This window comes from Dermatophilaceae bacterium Soc4.6 (genome assembly GCA_039889245.1).
In the GTDB taxonomy this organism is placed as follows: domain Bacteria; phylum Actinomycetota; class Actinomycetes; order Actinomycetales; family Dermatophilaceae; genus Lapillicoccus.
This window is the reverse complement of record JAZGVH010000002.1, coordinates 2139393-2155070: the sequence shown is the minus strand read 5'-3', so window position 1 is coordinate 2155070 and position 15678 is coordinate 2139393. Positions and strand designations below refer to the sequence as shown.

The following is a 15678-nucleotide window of genomic DNA, read 5'->3' as shown; positions in this document are numbered from 1 at the left end:
GGGGCGGGTCGCCAGTCTCAGCCCCGCAGCACCGTCATCCGGTGCGCTGCGCGGGTCATCCCCACATAGGTGACCCGCGCCCCGCCGGGTGACTCGCGGGTGATCTCGTCGGGGTCGACGAGCACGGTGGCGTCGTATTCGAGGCCCTTGGTCGACATCGGGTCGATGACCTGCACCCGGCCGTCGCCGGCGCCGGCCAGCGGCGCGAGGGCGGCCGCATACCGGTGGGGGGTGATGACGGCGATCGACCCCTCGACCTGCTCGAGGAGCAGGTCGAGGGCCTCGCGCGTCGTCGTCAGCACGTCGCCGCCGAGCGGCACCTCGACCGGCTCGATGCCGGTCTCGCGCACGGCGTCGGGGATGTCGGCGTCGGGCACGTGGGCCCGGATGAAGGCCTCGGCGTAGGCGAAGATCTCGGCGGCGTTGCGGTAGTTGGTCTGCATGTGGAAGCGGTGCCGCGGCTGCCCACCGAACGCCTCCTCACGGGCGGTCGCCGACTCGGCAGCGCCGCCCCACGAGCTCTGCGCGGCGTCACCGACGACGGTCCAGGACGCGTGACGCGCACGCCGACCGAGCATCCGCCACTGCATCGGCGAGAGGTCCTGGGCCTCGTCGACGAGGACGTGCGCGTACTCGTCGGGTCGGCCCATGCGCCCCAGCATCAGGCGCTCGCGCATCGACTCGGGAGTGGTGGTGTAGGCGCGGCGCACGATGTCGGGGCGGGTGTCGGGACCCATCTGCGACCGGTCGTCGGGCCGGCTGTCGGGCTCGCCCGCGCGACCCACCTGCTGCACCTGGGTCATGCCGTAGGACGCGAGGTCGTCCAGCTCCTCGACCTCGAGCCAGTCGCGCTCGGCGCGCTCGGTCTCCTGCACCGGCCCCAGCAGCGCCGAGAGGTCGTCGAGGAGGGCGACGTCGGCGACCGACCAGGTGCCGGTGCGCAGGGTCGTGACCAGCGACTCGTGCAGGAGCGTGGTCTCCGCCGGGGTGAGGATGCCCAGGCCGTAGCGGCGCGCGCGCTCCTCGTCGGTGAGCCAGAGCAGCACCTGACGGGCGTCGACCTGCGGCCACCAGTCGCGCACAAAGGCCTCGACCTCGCGCGAGTCGTCGAAGCGGTCGAGGAAGGTGGCGCGGTCGGGGTGCCCGCTCTCGCGGTAGGCCAGGTCGCCCAGCTCCTTGAGGACGGCCGAGCGGCCGACGTTGCGCTGTGTGCTGCGCAGCACGCGGCCGCTGAGCTGGGCGAGCATCGGCGGGGTGAGCCGGATGGCCTGGCCGGCGACGAACGCGCGAAACTCGGCCGGCGCCCCCGGCACGGTGTCGCGGGCTGCCCGGGCGAGCACCTGACGGATGCGCAACGACCCCTTCACCAGGGCCGCCTCCGGGGAGTCGAGCCGCTCGGTGCTGACGACGTCGACGACGTCGCCGAGCGAGCGCAGAGCCACCGTGTCCTCGCCGAGCGACGGCAGGACGCGCTCGATGTAGGCGGTGTAGGCCGCAGACGGGCCGACGACGAGGATGCCGCCCGACTCGTAGCGCCGCCGGTCGGAGTAGAGCAGGTAGGCCGCGCGGTGCAGCGCGACGACGGTCTTGCCCGTGCCGGGGCCGCCGGTGATCTCGGTGACGCCGCGCGCCGGAGCGCGGATGGCCTCGTCCTGGTGCACCTGGATGGTCGCGACGATGTCGCGCATGCGAGTGCCGCGGCTGCGGGTGAGGGCCGCCATCAGCGCGCCGTCGCCGACGACGACGAGGTCGTCGGGGGCCTCGGGCACCATGAGGTCGTCCTCGACCCCGACGACCGCAGCACCCTTGCAGCGCAGCACCCGTCGCCTCAGCACGCCGAGCGGCGCGACCGGGGTCGCGCGGTAGAAGGGGGAGGCCGCGGGCGCGCGCCAGTCGATGACCAGCGGCTCGTAGTCGTCGTCGCGCACCCCGAGCCGGCCGATGTAGCGCACCTCGCGCTCGAACGCCGGGGCGTCCGCAGAGGGGGAGGCGGTCGAGGGCACCCGGTGGTCGAGGTCGAGGCGTCCGAAGACGAGGCCTTCGTACTGGCTGTCGAGCGCGTGGCGGCGGCGGGCCGCGTGCATGACCATCGCGTCGCGCTCGAAGAGCCCGGTCAGCTCCTCGTCACGGGCCTCCCCCACGCGGCTGGTGCGACCACGGGCGAGGCCGTCGGCGGCGACGAGGTCCGCGCGCACACCGGCCTTGGCAAGCTCCTCGTAGACGCGGTCGACGTGGCGTTGCTCGGCCGCGATCTCGGCGGTGACCTCATCGACCTGGGCGGCCTCATCGACCTGGGCGGCCTGGATGGCCGGGTCGGCCACCCGTGGTGTCGTCGGGTCGGGACTGCTGCTCACGCGCTCCGCCTTGCTCGTCTCGAGACTCCTGCGACACCAGCCGCCGACAGGACGGTCGAGTCTAGTCTGGGCCGATGAAGCCGCCCGCGACGCGTCCCCCCACCGGCCTGCCGCTGGTCGGGCGGGTCGTGCGGCTCGACCCGGTCACCCTGGACGACACCCCCGGCCTGTATGCCGTGTGGTCCGACCCCGAGGTCTACCGTCACGGGTTCCTCATGAGCGATCGCCTCACCGACGAGGCGCAGGCTCGGGCCGCGGTGCAGGTGCAGCAGGCCGCCCGGCCGGGGCGGACGGCATACACGGTGCGGCTGGTCGGAGACAGCGGGCTCGGCGCCGCGGGCACGGTGGTGGGCACCTCGTCGCTCGGCGACGTCGAGGTGGCGACCGAGCAGGTGCACCTGGGGTGGACGACCTACGGCTCGCGCTGGTGGGGCACTGCCGTCAACCCGGAGACCAAGCTGCTGCTGCTCGGGCACGCCTTCGACGACTGCGGATTCGGGCGGGTGCGGATCCAGACCGACGTGCTCAACGACCGCTCGCAGGCGGCGATCGTCCGGCTGGGGGCCGTGCGCGAGGGCGTCCTGCGCCGGATGGTGCGACGGGCCGACGGGTCGTGGCGCGACACCGTGGTCTTCAGCATCCTCGCCGACGAGTGGCCCCGTGTGCGCAGCGGGCTGCTCGCACGACTGGGACGGCCCGCACCACCGGAACGGCCCGCACCACCGGAAGGGCCGGAAGGACGCGCGCGGGGCTAGAGCCAGCCGCGTCGCACCGCCTGCGCGCCGGCCTGGAAGCGGGTCCCCGAACCGAGCTGCTCCATCAGCGTGCGGATCCGCCGCTCGACGGTGCGCTGGGAGACCCCGGTCTGCCGGGCGATCGACGCGTCCGCGACCCCGGCCGACATCAGGCGCACGATGGTCAGGTCGCGCCGGTCGATCTCGTCGCTCGAGGGGCCGCGGTTGACGGGGCTGGCCAGCTCCCACATCCGCTCGAAGAGGGTCAGGAGGCTCGCGACCATCCCGGGCGTGTGGACCACCAGCCCGACCGGCGCGTCCGGGTCACCCGGGGGGTCGGCCGTCCACTCGACCAGGCAGACGGCCTGGTCGACGGCGACGAAGGTGAGGGGCACGCGGGGGAGGAACCGCTGCTCCTCACCGCCTGTGCGCCGGGCGCGCAGCACTTCGACCGCGCCGGGGGTCTCGAGCAGCGCGGTGTCCCAGAGGGTGCGGTGGCGCAGGGGGCGGGAGTCGAGCCCGAGCGTCCGCTCACGGTGCGACTCCAGGGGTGCCGAGAGCAGCTGCATCGACCGGCTGGTCGGCGCCCGGCTCACGCAGACCTGCTCGACCGCGCCGGCGACGAGCGCGTCGGTCTCGGCGCTCACCTCGTCGAGGTCGTGCAGGAGCACGAGACCGTTGTCGGGGTATCGCTCCCGGGCGCGGGCGTTGTAGAAGACCTGAGTCAGCTCGTAGGCGCTCGCCCGCAGCACCTGCGCCCGGCGCTCGAGGTCGCTGGCGTGCTGGGGCAGGGTCGCGATCGGGGGCGGCACGTCGAGGCTCCCCCGCGGGCCGACGTGCACGAGACCTCGGCCGTGCAACAGCGCGAGGGCGGGGTCGAGGACGGAGGCGGGGATGCCCTGCTCGAGCAGGAGCTCGCGGCTCGCCCCTGGGGTGCGCAGGGCCGCGAGGTAGACCCTGGACGCAGAGGCCTCGGACGCGTGGTCATCCAGCACGGGCACCACGGGGGCCGAGCGGTCGTGATCGTGGTCGGATGGTCCGGACAAGGCGGGCCTCCGCTCGTCGAGTGGTCTGCTCCCCGAGTGGTCCGGACCCAGCCTCAGCAGCACGTGGCGGAATCCCGACAGTGACTGTACTCCGCCAACCGCCGGACCGTCACTGCGCGTCGGACTTTGCCATGGTGGAGACCTCATCCTCGCTCGTGGCGCGGACGACCACAGACGCGCGGTGTCCCCGGGTGAATGTCCCCCCTGCCTCTCGGGGGCACCGCGCTCCTGTCCCACCGGCGGCGCTCCCGCCCCTAGGCTGGCTGGCGTGGTGGTCCTCGTCCTCGGCTCCGGTGCCCGTGAGCACGCCCTCGTCCGCGCCCTGCTCGCCGACCCCGGCGTCGAGCAGGTGGTCGCGGCGCCCGGCAACCCCGGTATCGCCCGCGAGCCGGGCGCCTCGTGCGAGCCGGTCACGCCGACCGACCCGGCGGAGGTGCTCGCGCTCGCGGAGCGCACACGCCCCGACCTCGTGGTCATCGGTCCGGAGGCACCCTTGGTCGCGGGGGTGGCCGACACGCTGCGCGAGGCCGGGTATGCCGTGTTCGGCCCCTCTGCCCGGGCAGCCCGGCTCGAGGGCAGCAAGGCCTTCGCCAAGGAGGTCATGGCGGCTGCCGAGGTGCCGACCGCGCTGGCCCACGTCTGCTCGACGCTGCCCGAGGTCGAGTCGGCCCTGGACGCCCTCGGGGCTCCCTTCGTCGTCAAGGAGGACGGGCTCGCCGCCGGCAAGGGGGTGGTGGTCACCGACGACCGGGTCGTTGCCGTCGACCACGCGGCGGCCTGCCTGGCCCGCCCCGGCGGGCGCGTCGTCGTCGAGGAGTTCCTCGACGGCCCCGAGGTGTCGGTCTTCTGCGTGACCGACGGCACGACCGTGCTCGCGCTGCCGCCGGCTCAGGACTTCAAGCGGGTCTTCGACGGTGACGTCGGGCCCAACACCGGTGGTATGGGAGCGTACTCGCCGCTCGAGTGGGCCCCGGACGGTTTTACCGACGAGGTCGTGGCGCGGGTCGCGCAGCCGACGATCGACGAGATGAGGCGGCGGGGCACACCCTTCGTCGGGGTGCTCTACGTCGGGCTGGCCCTCACCTCGCGCGGGATGCGGGTCATCGAGTTCAACGCGCGCTTCGGTGATCCCGACGGGCAGGTGTCGATCGCCCGGCTCCGCACCCCCTTCGGTCTGCTCCTGCGGGCGGCCGCGACGGGCACGCTCGACGATCTCGGACCCCTGCGGGTCGGGCCCGAGCACGCGGTGACGGTGGTGCTGGCCGCGCAGGGATATCCGATGGCGCCCGTCACCGGTGGCGTCATCAGCGGTCTCGACGTCGCCGACGAGGTGCCCGACGCGGTCGTCCTCCACGCGGGGACGGCGCTCTCGACGGACGGGCAGGTCGTCAGTGCCGGGGGGCGGGTGCTCGGCGTCGTGGCGACGGGCGAGTCACTGGCGGCGGCGCGCGCGACGGCATACGGGCTCGTCGGCCGGATCGGCCTCGAGGGCTCGCACTTCCGCACCGACATCGCCCTCGCCGCCGAGCGCGGCGAGACCCATCCCGCTGGACCCGAAGGAGCCTGACCGATGGTCGACACCGCACCGGTGCTGCCCGGCTACAGCCACGTCTACAGCGGCAAGGTGCGCGACCTGTATGCGCCCGTGCTGTCGGGCGGTGGCCTGGACGACGAGCGGCTGCTGCTCGTCGCCTCCGACCGGCTCAGTGCCTACGACTTCGTGCTCGACACGATGGTGCCCGACAAGGGGGTCGTGCTGACGCAGCTGTCGCTGTGGTGGTTCGAGCAGCTCGCCGACCTCGTGCCGCACCACGTCCTCGCGAGTGACGGCGCCGACATCCCCGACACCGTCGGCGGTCGGGCGGTGCTCGTGCGACGTCTCGACATGGTGCCGGTCGAGTGCGTGGCCCGGGCCTACCTCACCGGCGGGGGGCTGGAGGAATACACCGCCACCGGATCGGTGAGCGGGATCCCGCTTCCCGCAGGGCTGCTCGATGGATCGCGCCTGCCCGAGCCGATCTTCACCCCCTCGACCAAGGCGCCGGTCGGCGAGCACGACGAGCCCATCTCGGCGGCCCAGGTCGACGCGCTCGTGGGCGAGCCGCTGCGGCGTCGTGTCTCCGACCTCACGACGCGGATCCTCGCGCGGGGCAACGAGATCGCCACGGCGCGCGGCATCATCCTGGCCGACACCAAGGTCGAGTTCGGGCGCGCTCCGGGAGCTGGCCCCGACGACCTCGACGTCGTGCTCGCTGACGAGGTGCTGACCCCCGACTCGTCACGTTTCTGGCCAGCTGAGACGTGGTCGCCAGGGCGCCAGCAGCTGTCGTACGACAAGCAGTTCGTGCGTGACTGGCTCACCTCGGCGGCTAGTGGCTGGGACCGTCACTCGGGTGAGGCGCCGCCGTCGCTGCCCGACGAGGTGGTCGAGCGCACCCGAGCCAAGTACGTCGAGGCCTACGAGCGGCTGACGGGTCGGACCTTCGGCTGACCCGGCTCGACCCCTACCGGCTGACGCTCGCTGCGGTGCCGGCCTGCCGCTCCCGCAGCACCCGCTTGAGGATCTTGCCCGTCGCGTTGCGCGGCAGCTCGTCGACCAGCTCGAGGCGACGGGGCGCCTTGTAGTGCGCGATCCGCTCGCGGGTCCACGCCACGACCTCGTCGGGGTCGACGGCGCCCTCGGTGACGGCCACCGCCACGACCGACTCGCCCCACGTGGGGTCACTGACGCCGATGACCGCGACCTCGAGGATCGAGGGGTGGCGGTGCATGACCTGCTCGACCTCGATCGGGTAGACGTTCTCACCCCCCGTGATGATCATGTCCTTGCGGCGGTCGACGAGGGTGACGAAGCCCTCGGCGTCGGCCACCCCGAGGTCGCCGGAGCGGAACCAGCCGTCGTGCATGGCCGCCGCGGTCTCCTGCGGGTTGCCCCAGTAGCCGGCGAAGACGGTCGGCCCGCGCAGCTCGAGCTCGCCGATCGCTCCCACCTGCGCCAGCGACCCGTCGGCGTCGACGAGTCGGGCGTCGACGTTCAGGAACGGCCGCCCGACCGAGCCGGCGTGGGTGGCGATCTCGCTCGCGTCGAGGAAGAGGGCGGCCGGTGACAGCTCGGTCATCCCGAACCCCTCGCAGAGGACGTATCCGAGGTCACGGAAGTGCTCGATGACGGTGAGGGGGCAGGGCGCGCCGCCGACCAGGCCCCACCGCAGCGCCGGCAGCGGGTGGTGCTCGAGGTCGCCGTACCGCGCGAGGGCAGCCCACATGGCCGGCACGAGGAACTGGGTGGTGACCGCCTCGCGGGCCATCAGGTCGACCAGGGCCACCGGGTCGAAGGCCGGCACGACGACGACCGTGCCCCCGGCATACAGCACCGGCAGGGCCGAGAGGCCGAGGGCGCCGATGTGGAAGAGCGGGGCGGCGGCGACCGTCACGTCGTCGCGCGAGAGCCCCTTGCCCGCCGTGACCAGGTTGACGGCATTCCAGAACATGTTGTCGTGGGTGAGGATCGCGCCCTTGGGTCGACCGGTCGTGCCGGAGGTGTAGATGATCGCGCAGGGTGTGCTGCCTCGGGCGCCGTGCAGCGGGAGGTCCTCGGGCTCGCCGGGCGCGCCGGGCGGGCCGGCGAGGCCGAGCACCCGCTCGACCGGGGTCGGCCGCTCCAGCGCACCCTCCGCCAGTGCGGACAGCGCGGGTGAGTGGACGAGCACCCGCGAGCCCGAGTCGCCGATCATGTACGCCACCTCGTCGGGCGACAGGCGGGTGTTGAGGGGCACGGCGACCGCGCCCGTGCGGGCGACCGCGAAGAGCCACTCGAGGTAGGCCGTGCTGTTCTCCCCCAGCAGGGCGACCCGGTCACCCGGGCGCACCCCCTCGCCCACGAGGGTCGACGCCCGGGCGCTGACCCTCGCCTCCAGCTCGCGGTAGGTGAACCGCTCACCGGTCACCCCGTCGACCAGCGCGACCGCGTCGGGCTGGCGTGCGGCCCGACGGGTGACCCACGTGTCGATGCCGTCGTCGATGCCGGGGTTCTTCACGCCAGGGCCGTCCACGCCAGACTGTTCCACGCCAGACTGTTCCACGCCGGACTCCTTCGTCGGACTGGTCGCCCCGTGCGGGCGTGGGGCCATCCTCGGGGTCGCGAGCGGGCCACGGCAAGAGCGGGTACGAAGAAACAATCATTCGTGCTTGATTCACCCACCGTTCCGTGGCACGGTGTGGGCATGGCCGACCTCGCAGGCGTTCTCGCCGACCTCGCAGCCGAGGGTGGGGCGCTCGAGGCCCTCGTCGACCGCGCTCCCGACTGGTCGCTCGCGACCCCCGCGGTGGGCTGGACGATCGCGCACCAGGTCGGTCACCTCGCGTGGACCGACAGCGTCGCCCGGGCCTCGGCCCGGGGCGGTGCGGAGTGGGACGCCGTGGTCGAGGCGGCGATGGCCGACCCCGCCGGCGTCGTCGACACGGCCGCCGCGACCTGGGCCGGGCGACCCGATCTGCGTGAGGTCTGGTCGGCCGGGAGGGCCTCTCTGCGGGAGGCCCTCGTCTCGACGACCACCGCCAAGCTGCCGTGGTTCGGCCCCTCGATGAGCCCGACCTCGATGGCCACGGCCCGGCTGATGGAGACCTGGGCCCACGGCCAGGACGTGGCCGACGCCCTCGGCATCACCCGCGAGCCCACCGACCGTCTGCGGCACGTCGCGCACCTCGGGGTGCGCACCCACGGCTTCGCCTTCGCCGCCCGTGGGCTGGCGCCGCCGACCGACCCCGTGCGGGTCGAGCTCACCTCGCCGTCCGACCAGACCTGGGTATGGGGCCCCGACGACGCGCCCCAGCGGGTCACCGGTCCCGCGCTCGACTTCTGCCTGCTCGTCACCCAGCGCCGTCACCGGGACGACCTCGCACTGGTGGCGCAGGGCGCCGGTGCCGACCACTGGCTCGGCATCGCCCAGGCCTTCGCCGGGGCTCCCGGAGTCGGTCGACCGCCCCTCGCGCCGGGGGGTCCGGGGTGAGCGCCCAGCCCGCCTCGCCCCTGATCATCGGCAACTGCAGCGGCTTCTACGGCGACCGCGCCTCGGCGATGCTCGAGATGATCACCGGTGGTGAGCTCGACGTCCTGACCGGTGACTACCTCGCCGAGCTGACCATGCTGATCCTCGGCCGCGACCGGCTGAAGGACCCTGCCCTCGGCTACGCCCGCACCTTCCTGCGCCAGCTCGAGACCGCCCTCGGTGAGGCGATGGACCGGGGTGTGCGCATCGTCACCAACGCCGGCGGGCTCAGCCCGGCTCGGCTCGCCGAGAACGTGCGCGAGCTCGCCGCCCGGCTCGGCCTCGAGGTCGCCGTCGCCCACGTCGAGGGGGACGACCTCCTCGCTCGCGCCGACGAGCTCGGCCTGGAGCAGGGTGGTCCGGCCCAGGGTGGTCCGGCGCGACCGCTGGCGGCGAACGCCTACCTGGGGGCCTGGGGCATCACCGCCTGCCTCGACGCCGGCGCCGACGTCGTCGTCACCGGCCGCGTCACCGACGCCTCACTCGTCGTCGGGCCGGCGGCCGCCCACTTCGGCTGGAGCCGGACGTCGTACGACGAGCTGGCGGGGGCGATGGTCGCCGGGCACGTGCTCGAGTGCGGACCGCAGGCCACCGGCGGCAACTACGCGTTCTTCACCGAGCTGGGGCTCGACGGTCGGGCCCTCGGCTTCCCGGTCGCGCAGGTGCACGCCGACGGGTCGTCCGTCATCACCAAGCACCCGGGCACCGGGGGAGCCGTCACCGTCGGCACGGTCACGGCGCAGCTGCTCTACGAGATCGGTGGCGCCCGCTATGCCGGGCCGGACGCGACCGCGCGGTTCGACACGGTCGAGCTGGCTCAGGTGGGGCCCGATCGTGTGCGGATCAGCGGGGTCCGGGGGGAGGCACCGCCACCGACGGCCAAGGTCGGGCTCAACATCCTCGGCGGCTTCCGCAACGAGGTCACCTACGTGCTCACCGGGCTCGACGTCGAGGCCAAGGCTGCCCTCGTGCGCGCCCAGCTGGCGCGACTCGATGCGTCCCTCGACCTGCGGTGGACGCTCGCCCGCACCGACCACCCCGACTCCCCCGCGCAGGAGTCCTCTGCCGCGCTGCTGCACTGCGTCGCCCGCGGGTCCGACCCGGCGCCCCTGGGTCGGCCCTTCAGCGGTGCGGCGGTCGAGCTGGCGCTCGCGTCGTACCCCGGCTTCCACCTCACCACCCCGCCGGGTGAGGCGACCCCGTACGGCGTCTTCACCTCGGCCTCCGTCGACGCGTCGCTCGTGCCGCACGTGGCTGTGCTCCCGGACGGGAGCCGGGTCGACATCGCGTCGGCCGAGGAGACGCTGGTGCTCGAGCCGGTGCCCCAGCCTGCGGTGACGACCCGCGACCTCGGCCCGACCCGGCCCGCGCCGCTCGGCACGGTGGTCGGTGCCCGTAGTGGTGACAAGGGCGGCAGTGCCAACGTCGGGCTCTGGGTGCGCTCCGACGACGCCTACGCCTGGCTCGTCGAGCGGTTGACCGTCGACGAGCTGCGGCGGCTGCTGCCCGAGGTCGCCGACCTACCGGTCACCCGGCACCTGCTGCCCAACCTGCTGGCCGTCAACGTCGTCGTCGACGACGTGCTCGGTGAAGGCGTCGCGGCCAACGTGCGACACGACCCGCAAGCCAAGGCGATCGGCGAGTGGCTGCGCTCGCGGGTCGTCGACATCCCGGAGGTGCTACTGCCATGACCATGGCCCCCAGTCGTCGTCCCGGCACGCTCGAGACCGACGAGCGACGAGCCCTGCGCAGCTCGGTCCGAGCCTTCGTCAAGCGAGAGCTGCTGCCCCACCAGGAGGCGTGGGAGGTCGCCGGGGAGCTGCCGCGATCACTCCACCAGGCAGCTGCCGCAACGGGACTCATCGGGCTCTCCTTCCCCGAGGCGGTCGGCGGCGGTGGGGGAGACCTGGCCGACGCTCTCGTGCTCGCCGAGGAGTTCCATCTCGCCGGCGGGTCGAGCGGGGCCTTCGCCTCGCTCTTCACCTCGGGCATCGCGCTGCCGCACCTCGTCGTGGCAGGTGACCCCGATCAGGTCGAGCGCTGGGTGAGGCCGACGATCGAGGGGCGCCTCATCGGGTCGCTCGCGATCACCGAGCCCGATGGCGGCTCCGACGTCGGAGGTCTACGCACCCGAGCCGTCCGCGACGGCGACAGCTACGTCGTGAGCGGCGCCAAGACCTACATCACGTCGGGGGTGCGGGCCGACTTCGTCGTCACCGCGGTGCGCACCGGCGGCCCGGGCGCCCGCGGGATCTCACTGCTCGTGGTCGAGCGGGGGATGCCCGGTTTCACTGTCTCACAACGGTTGTCCAAGATGGGCTGGCTCTGCTCCGACACCGCCGAGCTGTCCTACGACGACGTGCGGGTGCCGGTCGGCAACCTGGTGGGGGCCGAGGGCACCGGCTTCGCCCAGATCGCCCGCCACTTCGTCAGCGAGCGGATCAGCCTGGCCGTACAGTCCTACTCCTGCGGTCAGCGCGCGCTCGACCTGACGGTCGCGTGGTGCCGCGACCGGTGCACCTTCGGTGAGCCCCTGATCAGCCGCCCGACCGTGCAGGCGACCCTGACCGAGATGGCCCGCCGGCTCGAGGTGGCCCGGGTCTACACGCGGTCGGTGGCCCAGCGCGCGGCGGCCGGTGAGACCGACCTCGTCACCGAGGCCTGCTTCGCCAAGAACACGGCGGTCGACGCCGGCACCCATGCCGTCGACCAGTCCGTGCAGCTGCACGGCGGGCTCGGCTACATGAGGGGGGTCGAGGTGGAGCGGCAGTACCGCGACATGCGGATCATGGGCATCGGCGGCGGCACGAACGAGATCCTCACCGGGCTCGCCGCCAAGCGGCTGGGCTACACCGCATGACGACGCTCACGACGACGGTGGACCCGTCCTCGCCCGAGCACGTCGCGAACCGCACCGCCCTCCTGGCCTCGATCGCCGCGGTCGACGCCGAGCACGCGAAGGCAGTCGCCGGTGGGGGCGAGCGCAGCGTCGCCCGTCACCACCAGCGCGGCAAGCTGCTGGTGCGTGAGCGGATCGAGCTGCTCCTCGACCCCGGCTCGCCGTTCCTCGAGCTGTCACCGCTGGCCGGCTGGGGCTCTGACTTCACCGTGGGGGCCTCGGTCGTGACCGGCATCGGGGTCGTGGCGGGCGTCGAGTGCCTCATCAACGGCTCGGACCCGACCGTGCGCGGTGGCGCCTCGAACCCGTGGACGCTGCGTAAGGCCCTGCGCGCCAACGAGATCGCGCTCCAGAACCGCCTGCCGGTGATCAGCCTGGTCGAGTCCGGCGGGGCCGACCTGCCGACCCAGAAGGAGATCTTCATCCCCGGTGGGCGCCTCTTCCGCGACCTCACTCAGCTCTCTGCGGCGGGCATCCCCACGATCGCCATCGTCTTCGGCAACTCGACCGCCGGCGGGGCCTACATCCCGGGGATGAGCGACTACGTGGTGATGATCAAGGAGCAGTCCAAGGTCTTCCTCGCCGGGCCACCGCTGGTCAAGATGGCCACCGGCGAGGAGTCCGACGACGAGTCGCTCGGCGGAGCCGAGCTGCACGCCCGCCAGTCGGGGCTCGCCGACTACCTCGCGCTCGACGAGCGCGACGCGATCCGTCTGGGTCGGCAGATCGTGGGCCGACTCAACTGGCGCAAGCAGGGGCCCCGGCCCCGGCCCGGCTCCCGACCCCCGTTGCACCCGGAGGAGGACCTCCTCGGCATCGTGCCGACCGACCTCAAGGTGCCGTTCGACCCGCGCGAGGTCATCGCCCGGATCGTCGACGGCTCCGACTTCGACGAGTTCAAGCCGCTCTACGGGTCGTCGCTGGTCACGGGGTGGGCCGACCTGCACGGCTACCCCGTCGGTGTCCTCGCCAACGCCCGCGGGGTCCTCTTCAGCGAGGAGGCCCAGAAGGCAGCGCAGTTCATCCAGCTGGCCAACCGCACCGACACCCCCTTGGTCTTCCTGCAGAACACCACCGGCTTCATGGTCGGCGCCGACTACGAGCGGCGGGGCATCATCAAGCACGGGGCGCAGATGATCAACGCGGTCTCCAACTCGACCGTCCCGCACCTGACCGTGACGATGGGGGCGTCCTACGGGGCCGGTAACTACGGCATGTGCGGGCGGGCCTACGGGCCCCGCTTCCTCTTCACCTGGCCGTCGGCGAAGTCGTCGGTGATGGGCCCGGCCCAGCTCGCCGGGGTGCTCTCGATCGTGGCGCGGCAGTCGGCTGCGGCCAAGGGTGCGCCCTACGACGAGGACGGTGACGCGCAGCTGCGGGCGCTCGTGGAGGCGCAGATCGAGGAGCAGTCGCTGGCGCCCGTCATGTCGGGGATGCTCTACGACGACGGCATCATCGACCCACGGGACACCCGCACGGTGCTCGGGCTCGCGCTCTCCGCGATCCACACCGCGCCCTGCTCCGGGGCGAGTGGCTACGGGGTGTTTCGGCTGTGACCCGCATGATCACCTCGGTCCTCGTCGCCAACCGGAGCGAGATCGCCCGGCGGGTCTTCCGCACCTGCCGCGACCTCGGCCTCGACACCGTGGCCGTCTTCTCCGACCCCGATGCGGCGTCCCCGCACGTGACGGAGGCCGATGCGTCCGTCCGGCTGCCCGGCGCCACCCCGGCCCACACCTACCTGCGAGGCGACCTGCTGATCGCGGCGGCGCTTGCCACAGGAGCCGACGCCATCCACCCCGGCTACGGGTTTCTCTCCGAGAGTGCGCACTTCGCCCGGGAGGTGATTGCTGCCGGCCTGGTCTGGATCGGTCCGAGCCCCGACGCGATCGCGCAGATGGGGAGCAAGATCGAGTCGAAGCGGCTGATGGCCGGCTCGGGTGTGCCGGTCCTGAGCCAGCTCGACCCGGCGACGGTGACCGCCGCCGACCTGCCGGTGCTGGTGAAGGCCTCCGCCGGGGGTGGCGGCCGGGGTATGCGGGTCGTGCGCGACCTCGCCTCGCTGTCGGGTGAGATCGAGCTGGCTCAGGCCGAGGCGCTGAGCGCGTTCGGTGACGGTGCGGTCTTCTGCGAGAGGTATCTCGCGACCGGCCACCACGTCGAGGTCCAGGTCATCGCCGACGAGCACGGCACCGTGTGGGCGGTCGGTGAGCGCGAGTGCTCGATCCAGCGCCGCCACCAGAAGGTCGTCGAGGAGGCCCCGTCACCGCTCGTGGAGCGCACCCCCGGTATGCGGGCGGCCCTCTTCGGTGCGGCCCGTGCGGCGGCCGCAGCGGTCGGCTACACCGGCGCGGGCACGGTGGAGTTCATCGCCGACGACGACGGTCGGTTCTTCTTCCTGGAGATGAACACCCGCCTGCAGGTGGAGCACCCGGTCACCGAGTGCACCACGGGGCTGGACCTCGTGGCCCTGCAGATCGAGGTCGCGCGCGGTGGGCGGCTCGCCCCCGAGCCGCCACCGTCAGCGGGCCACGCGATCGAGGTGCGGCTCTACGCCGAGGACCCTGCGGCCGGGTGGCAGCCGCAGTCCGGCACCCTCACCCGGGTCGACCTCCCGGGGGTCGACGTCGCGTTCGCGACCGCGGCGGGTGCCGCGGGGCTGCGACTGGACAGCGGCGTGGTGGACGGCTCCGTCGTCGGCATCCACTACGACCCCATGCTCGCCAAGGTGATCGCCTGGGCGCCCCAGCGTCGCCAGGCGGCCGCCCGGCTCGCCCGCGCCCTGTCTCGGGCGACGGTGCACGGCGTCGTGACCAACCGCGACCTGCTGGTCCGTGTGCTCCGGCACCCGGCCTTCCTCGACGGTGACACCGACACCGCGTTCTTCGACCGGCACGGTCTCGACGTCCTGTCCTCACCCCTGGCCGACGAGGCCACGACGCGGCTGTCGGCCCTGGCCGCGGCCCTGGCCATCGATGCGGAGGAGCGCTCTGCCGCCTCGGTCCTGGCCGGTCTGCCCTCCGGCTGGCGCAACGTCGTCAGCGCGCCCCAGGTGGTCGTCTTCGACGGTCACGAGGTCCGCTACCGCCTCTCCCGCGACGGTCTCCGGGCCGAGGGTCTCCACATGGTCGCCCTGGTTGCTCACAGCGCCGACCGAGTCGTGCTCGACGTCGCCGGTGTCCGCCGCACCTTCGCCGTGGCCGTCGCCGACGACGTGGTGCACGTCGACTCGGCGCTCGGGTCCGTGCGCCTGGTGAGGGTGCCACGCTTCGTCGACCCGGCCTCCCAGGTCACGCCCGGCTCGCTGGTCGCAGCCATGCCCGGATCAGTCGTGCGTCTCGCCGTGGCGCAGGGTGACACCGTCGGGGCGGGCGACCCGATCCTGTGGCTGGAGGCCATGAAGATGCAGCACCGCATCGATGCACCGGTCGACGGCATCGTCGTCGAGCTGGCGGTCGTCCTCGGTCAGCAGGTCGACGTGGGAGCGGTGCTGGCCGTCGTGGTGGCTGGCCCGGATCAGGACCCGGCGTCGGAGCAGGATCAGGAGCAGGACTCCGCGCGGGATCCCGCGCGCAGTGGTGAGTGAGCACGTGACGA

Annotated in this window: 11 protein-coding genes; 8 read left to right on the top strand and 3 right to left on the bottom strand. The window is 73.1% G+C overall.

Annotated features, from left to right (window positions below; translation table 11 throughout):
• Window positions 1-17: 17 nt before the first annotated feature.
• Window positions 18-2306 carry a UvrD-helicase domain-containing protein gene (locus V3N99_09900; protein MEO3937057.1) on the bottom strand — a complete coding sequence of 763 codons (2289 nt, stop codon included), beginning with the start codon at window positions 2304-2306 and terminating at the stop codon, window positions 18-20.
• Window positions 2307-2428: 122 nt separating this feature from the next.
• On the opposite strand from V3N99_09900, the gene V3N99_09895 reads away from it, so the two are divergent.
• Entirely contained in the window at window positions 2429-3109 is a 681-nt protein-coding gene (locus V3N99_09895) for a GNAT family protein (protein MEO3937056.1), read from the top strand.
• On the opposite strand, the gene V3N99_09890 is transcribed toward V3N99_09895, so the two are convergent.
• Window positions 3106-4083 (bottom strand): LuxR C-terminal-related transcriptional regulator, encoded by a 978-nt coding sequence (locus tag V3N99_09890; protein ID MEO3937055.1) that lies wholly within the window; start codon window positions 4081-4083, stop codon window positions 3106-3108. The genes V3N99_09895 and V3N99_09890 overlap by 4 nt on opposite strands.
• A gap of 319 nt (window positions 4084-4402) precedes the next feature.
• On the opposite strand from V3N99_09890, the gene purD reads away from it, so the two are divergent.
• Together purD and V3N99_09880 are read left to right on the top strand one after the other, a co-directional pair.
• Window positions 4403-5701: a phosphoribosylamine--glycine ligase gene (purD, locus tag V3N99_09885; protein MEO3937054.1), complete on the top strand. Its 1299-nt coding sequence runs from the start codon at window positions 4403-4405 to the stop codon at window positions 5699-5701.
• Between the two features lie 3 nt (window positions 5702-5704).
• Window positions 5705-6625 carry a phosphoribosylaminoimidazolesuccinocarboxamide synthase gene (locus V3N99_09880; protein MEO3937053.1) on the top strand — a complete coding sequence of 307 codons (921 nt, stop codon included), beginning with the start codon at window positions 5705-5707 and terminating at the stop codon, window positions 6623-6625.
• Between the two features lie 13 nt (window positions 6626-6638).
• Here V3N99_09880 and V3N99_09875 read toward each other — a convergent pair whose 3' ends face one another.
• Entirely contained in the window at window positions 6639-8216 is a 1578-nt protein-coding gene (locus tag V3N99_09875; protein ID MEO3937052.1) for a long-chain fatty acid--CoA ligase, read from the bottom strand.
• 141 nt (window positions 8217-8357) lie between these two features.
• Between V3N99_09875 and V3N99_09870 the strand changes: the two genes are divergently transcribed.
• From V3N99_09870 to V3N99_09850, 5 genes are read left to right on the top strand one after another with little or no spacing between them, the layout of a single operon-like run.
• Window positions 8358-9143 carry a TIGR03084 family metal-binding protein gene (locus V3N99_09870; GenBank protein ID MEO3937051.1) on the top strand — a complete coding sequence of 262 codons (786 nt, stop codon included), beginning with the start codon at window positions 8358-8360 and terminating at the stop codon, window positions 9141-9143.
• Window positions 9140-10873, top strand: coding sequence for an acyclic terpene utilization AtuA family protein (locus tag V3N99_09865; protein ID MEO3937050.1), 1734 nt, complete (start codon window positions 9140-9142; stop codon window positions 10871-10873). The genes V3N99_09870 and V3N99_09865 overlap by 4 nt, the downstream gene beginning before the upstream one ends.
• Complete coding sequence (locus V3N99_09860; protein ID MEO3937049.1) at window positions 10870-12042, top strand: acyl-CoA dehydrogenase family protein; 1173 nt, start codon at window positions 10870-10872, stop codon at window positions 12040-12042. The genes V3N99_09865 and V3N99_09860 overlap by 4 nt, the downstream gene beginning before the upstream one ends.
• Window positions 12039-13637: a carboxyl transferase domain-containing protein gene (locus V3N99_09855; GenBank protein ID MEO3937048.1), complete on the top strand. Its 1599-nt coding sequence runs from the start codon at window positions 12039-12041 to the stop codon at window positions 13635-13637. Before V3N99_09860 ends, V3N99_09855 begins: the two co-directional genes overlap by 4 nt.
• Window positions 13638-13642: 5 nt before the next feature.
• Window positions 13643-15667, top strand: a complete 2025-nt coding sequence (locus V3N99_09850) for a biotin carboxylase N-terminal domain-containing protein (protein ID MEO3937047.1) — start codon at window positions 13643-13645, stop codon at window positions 15665-15667.
• Window positions 15668-15678: the final 11 nt, after the last annotated feature.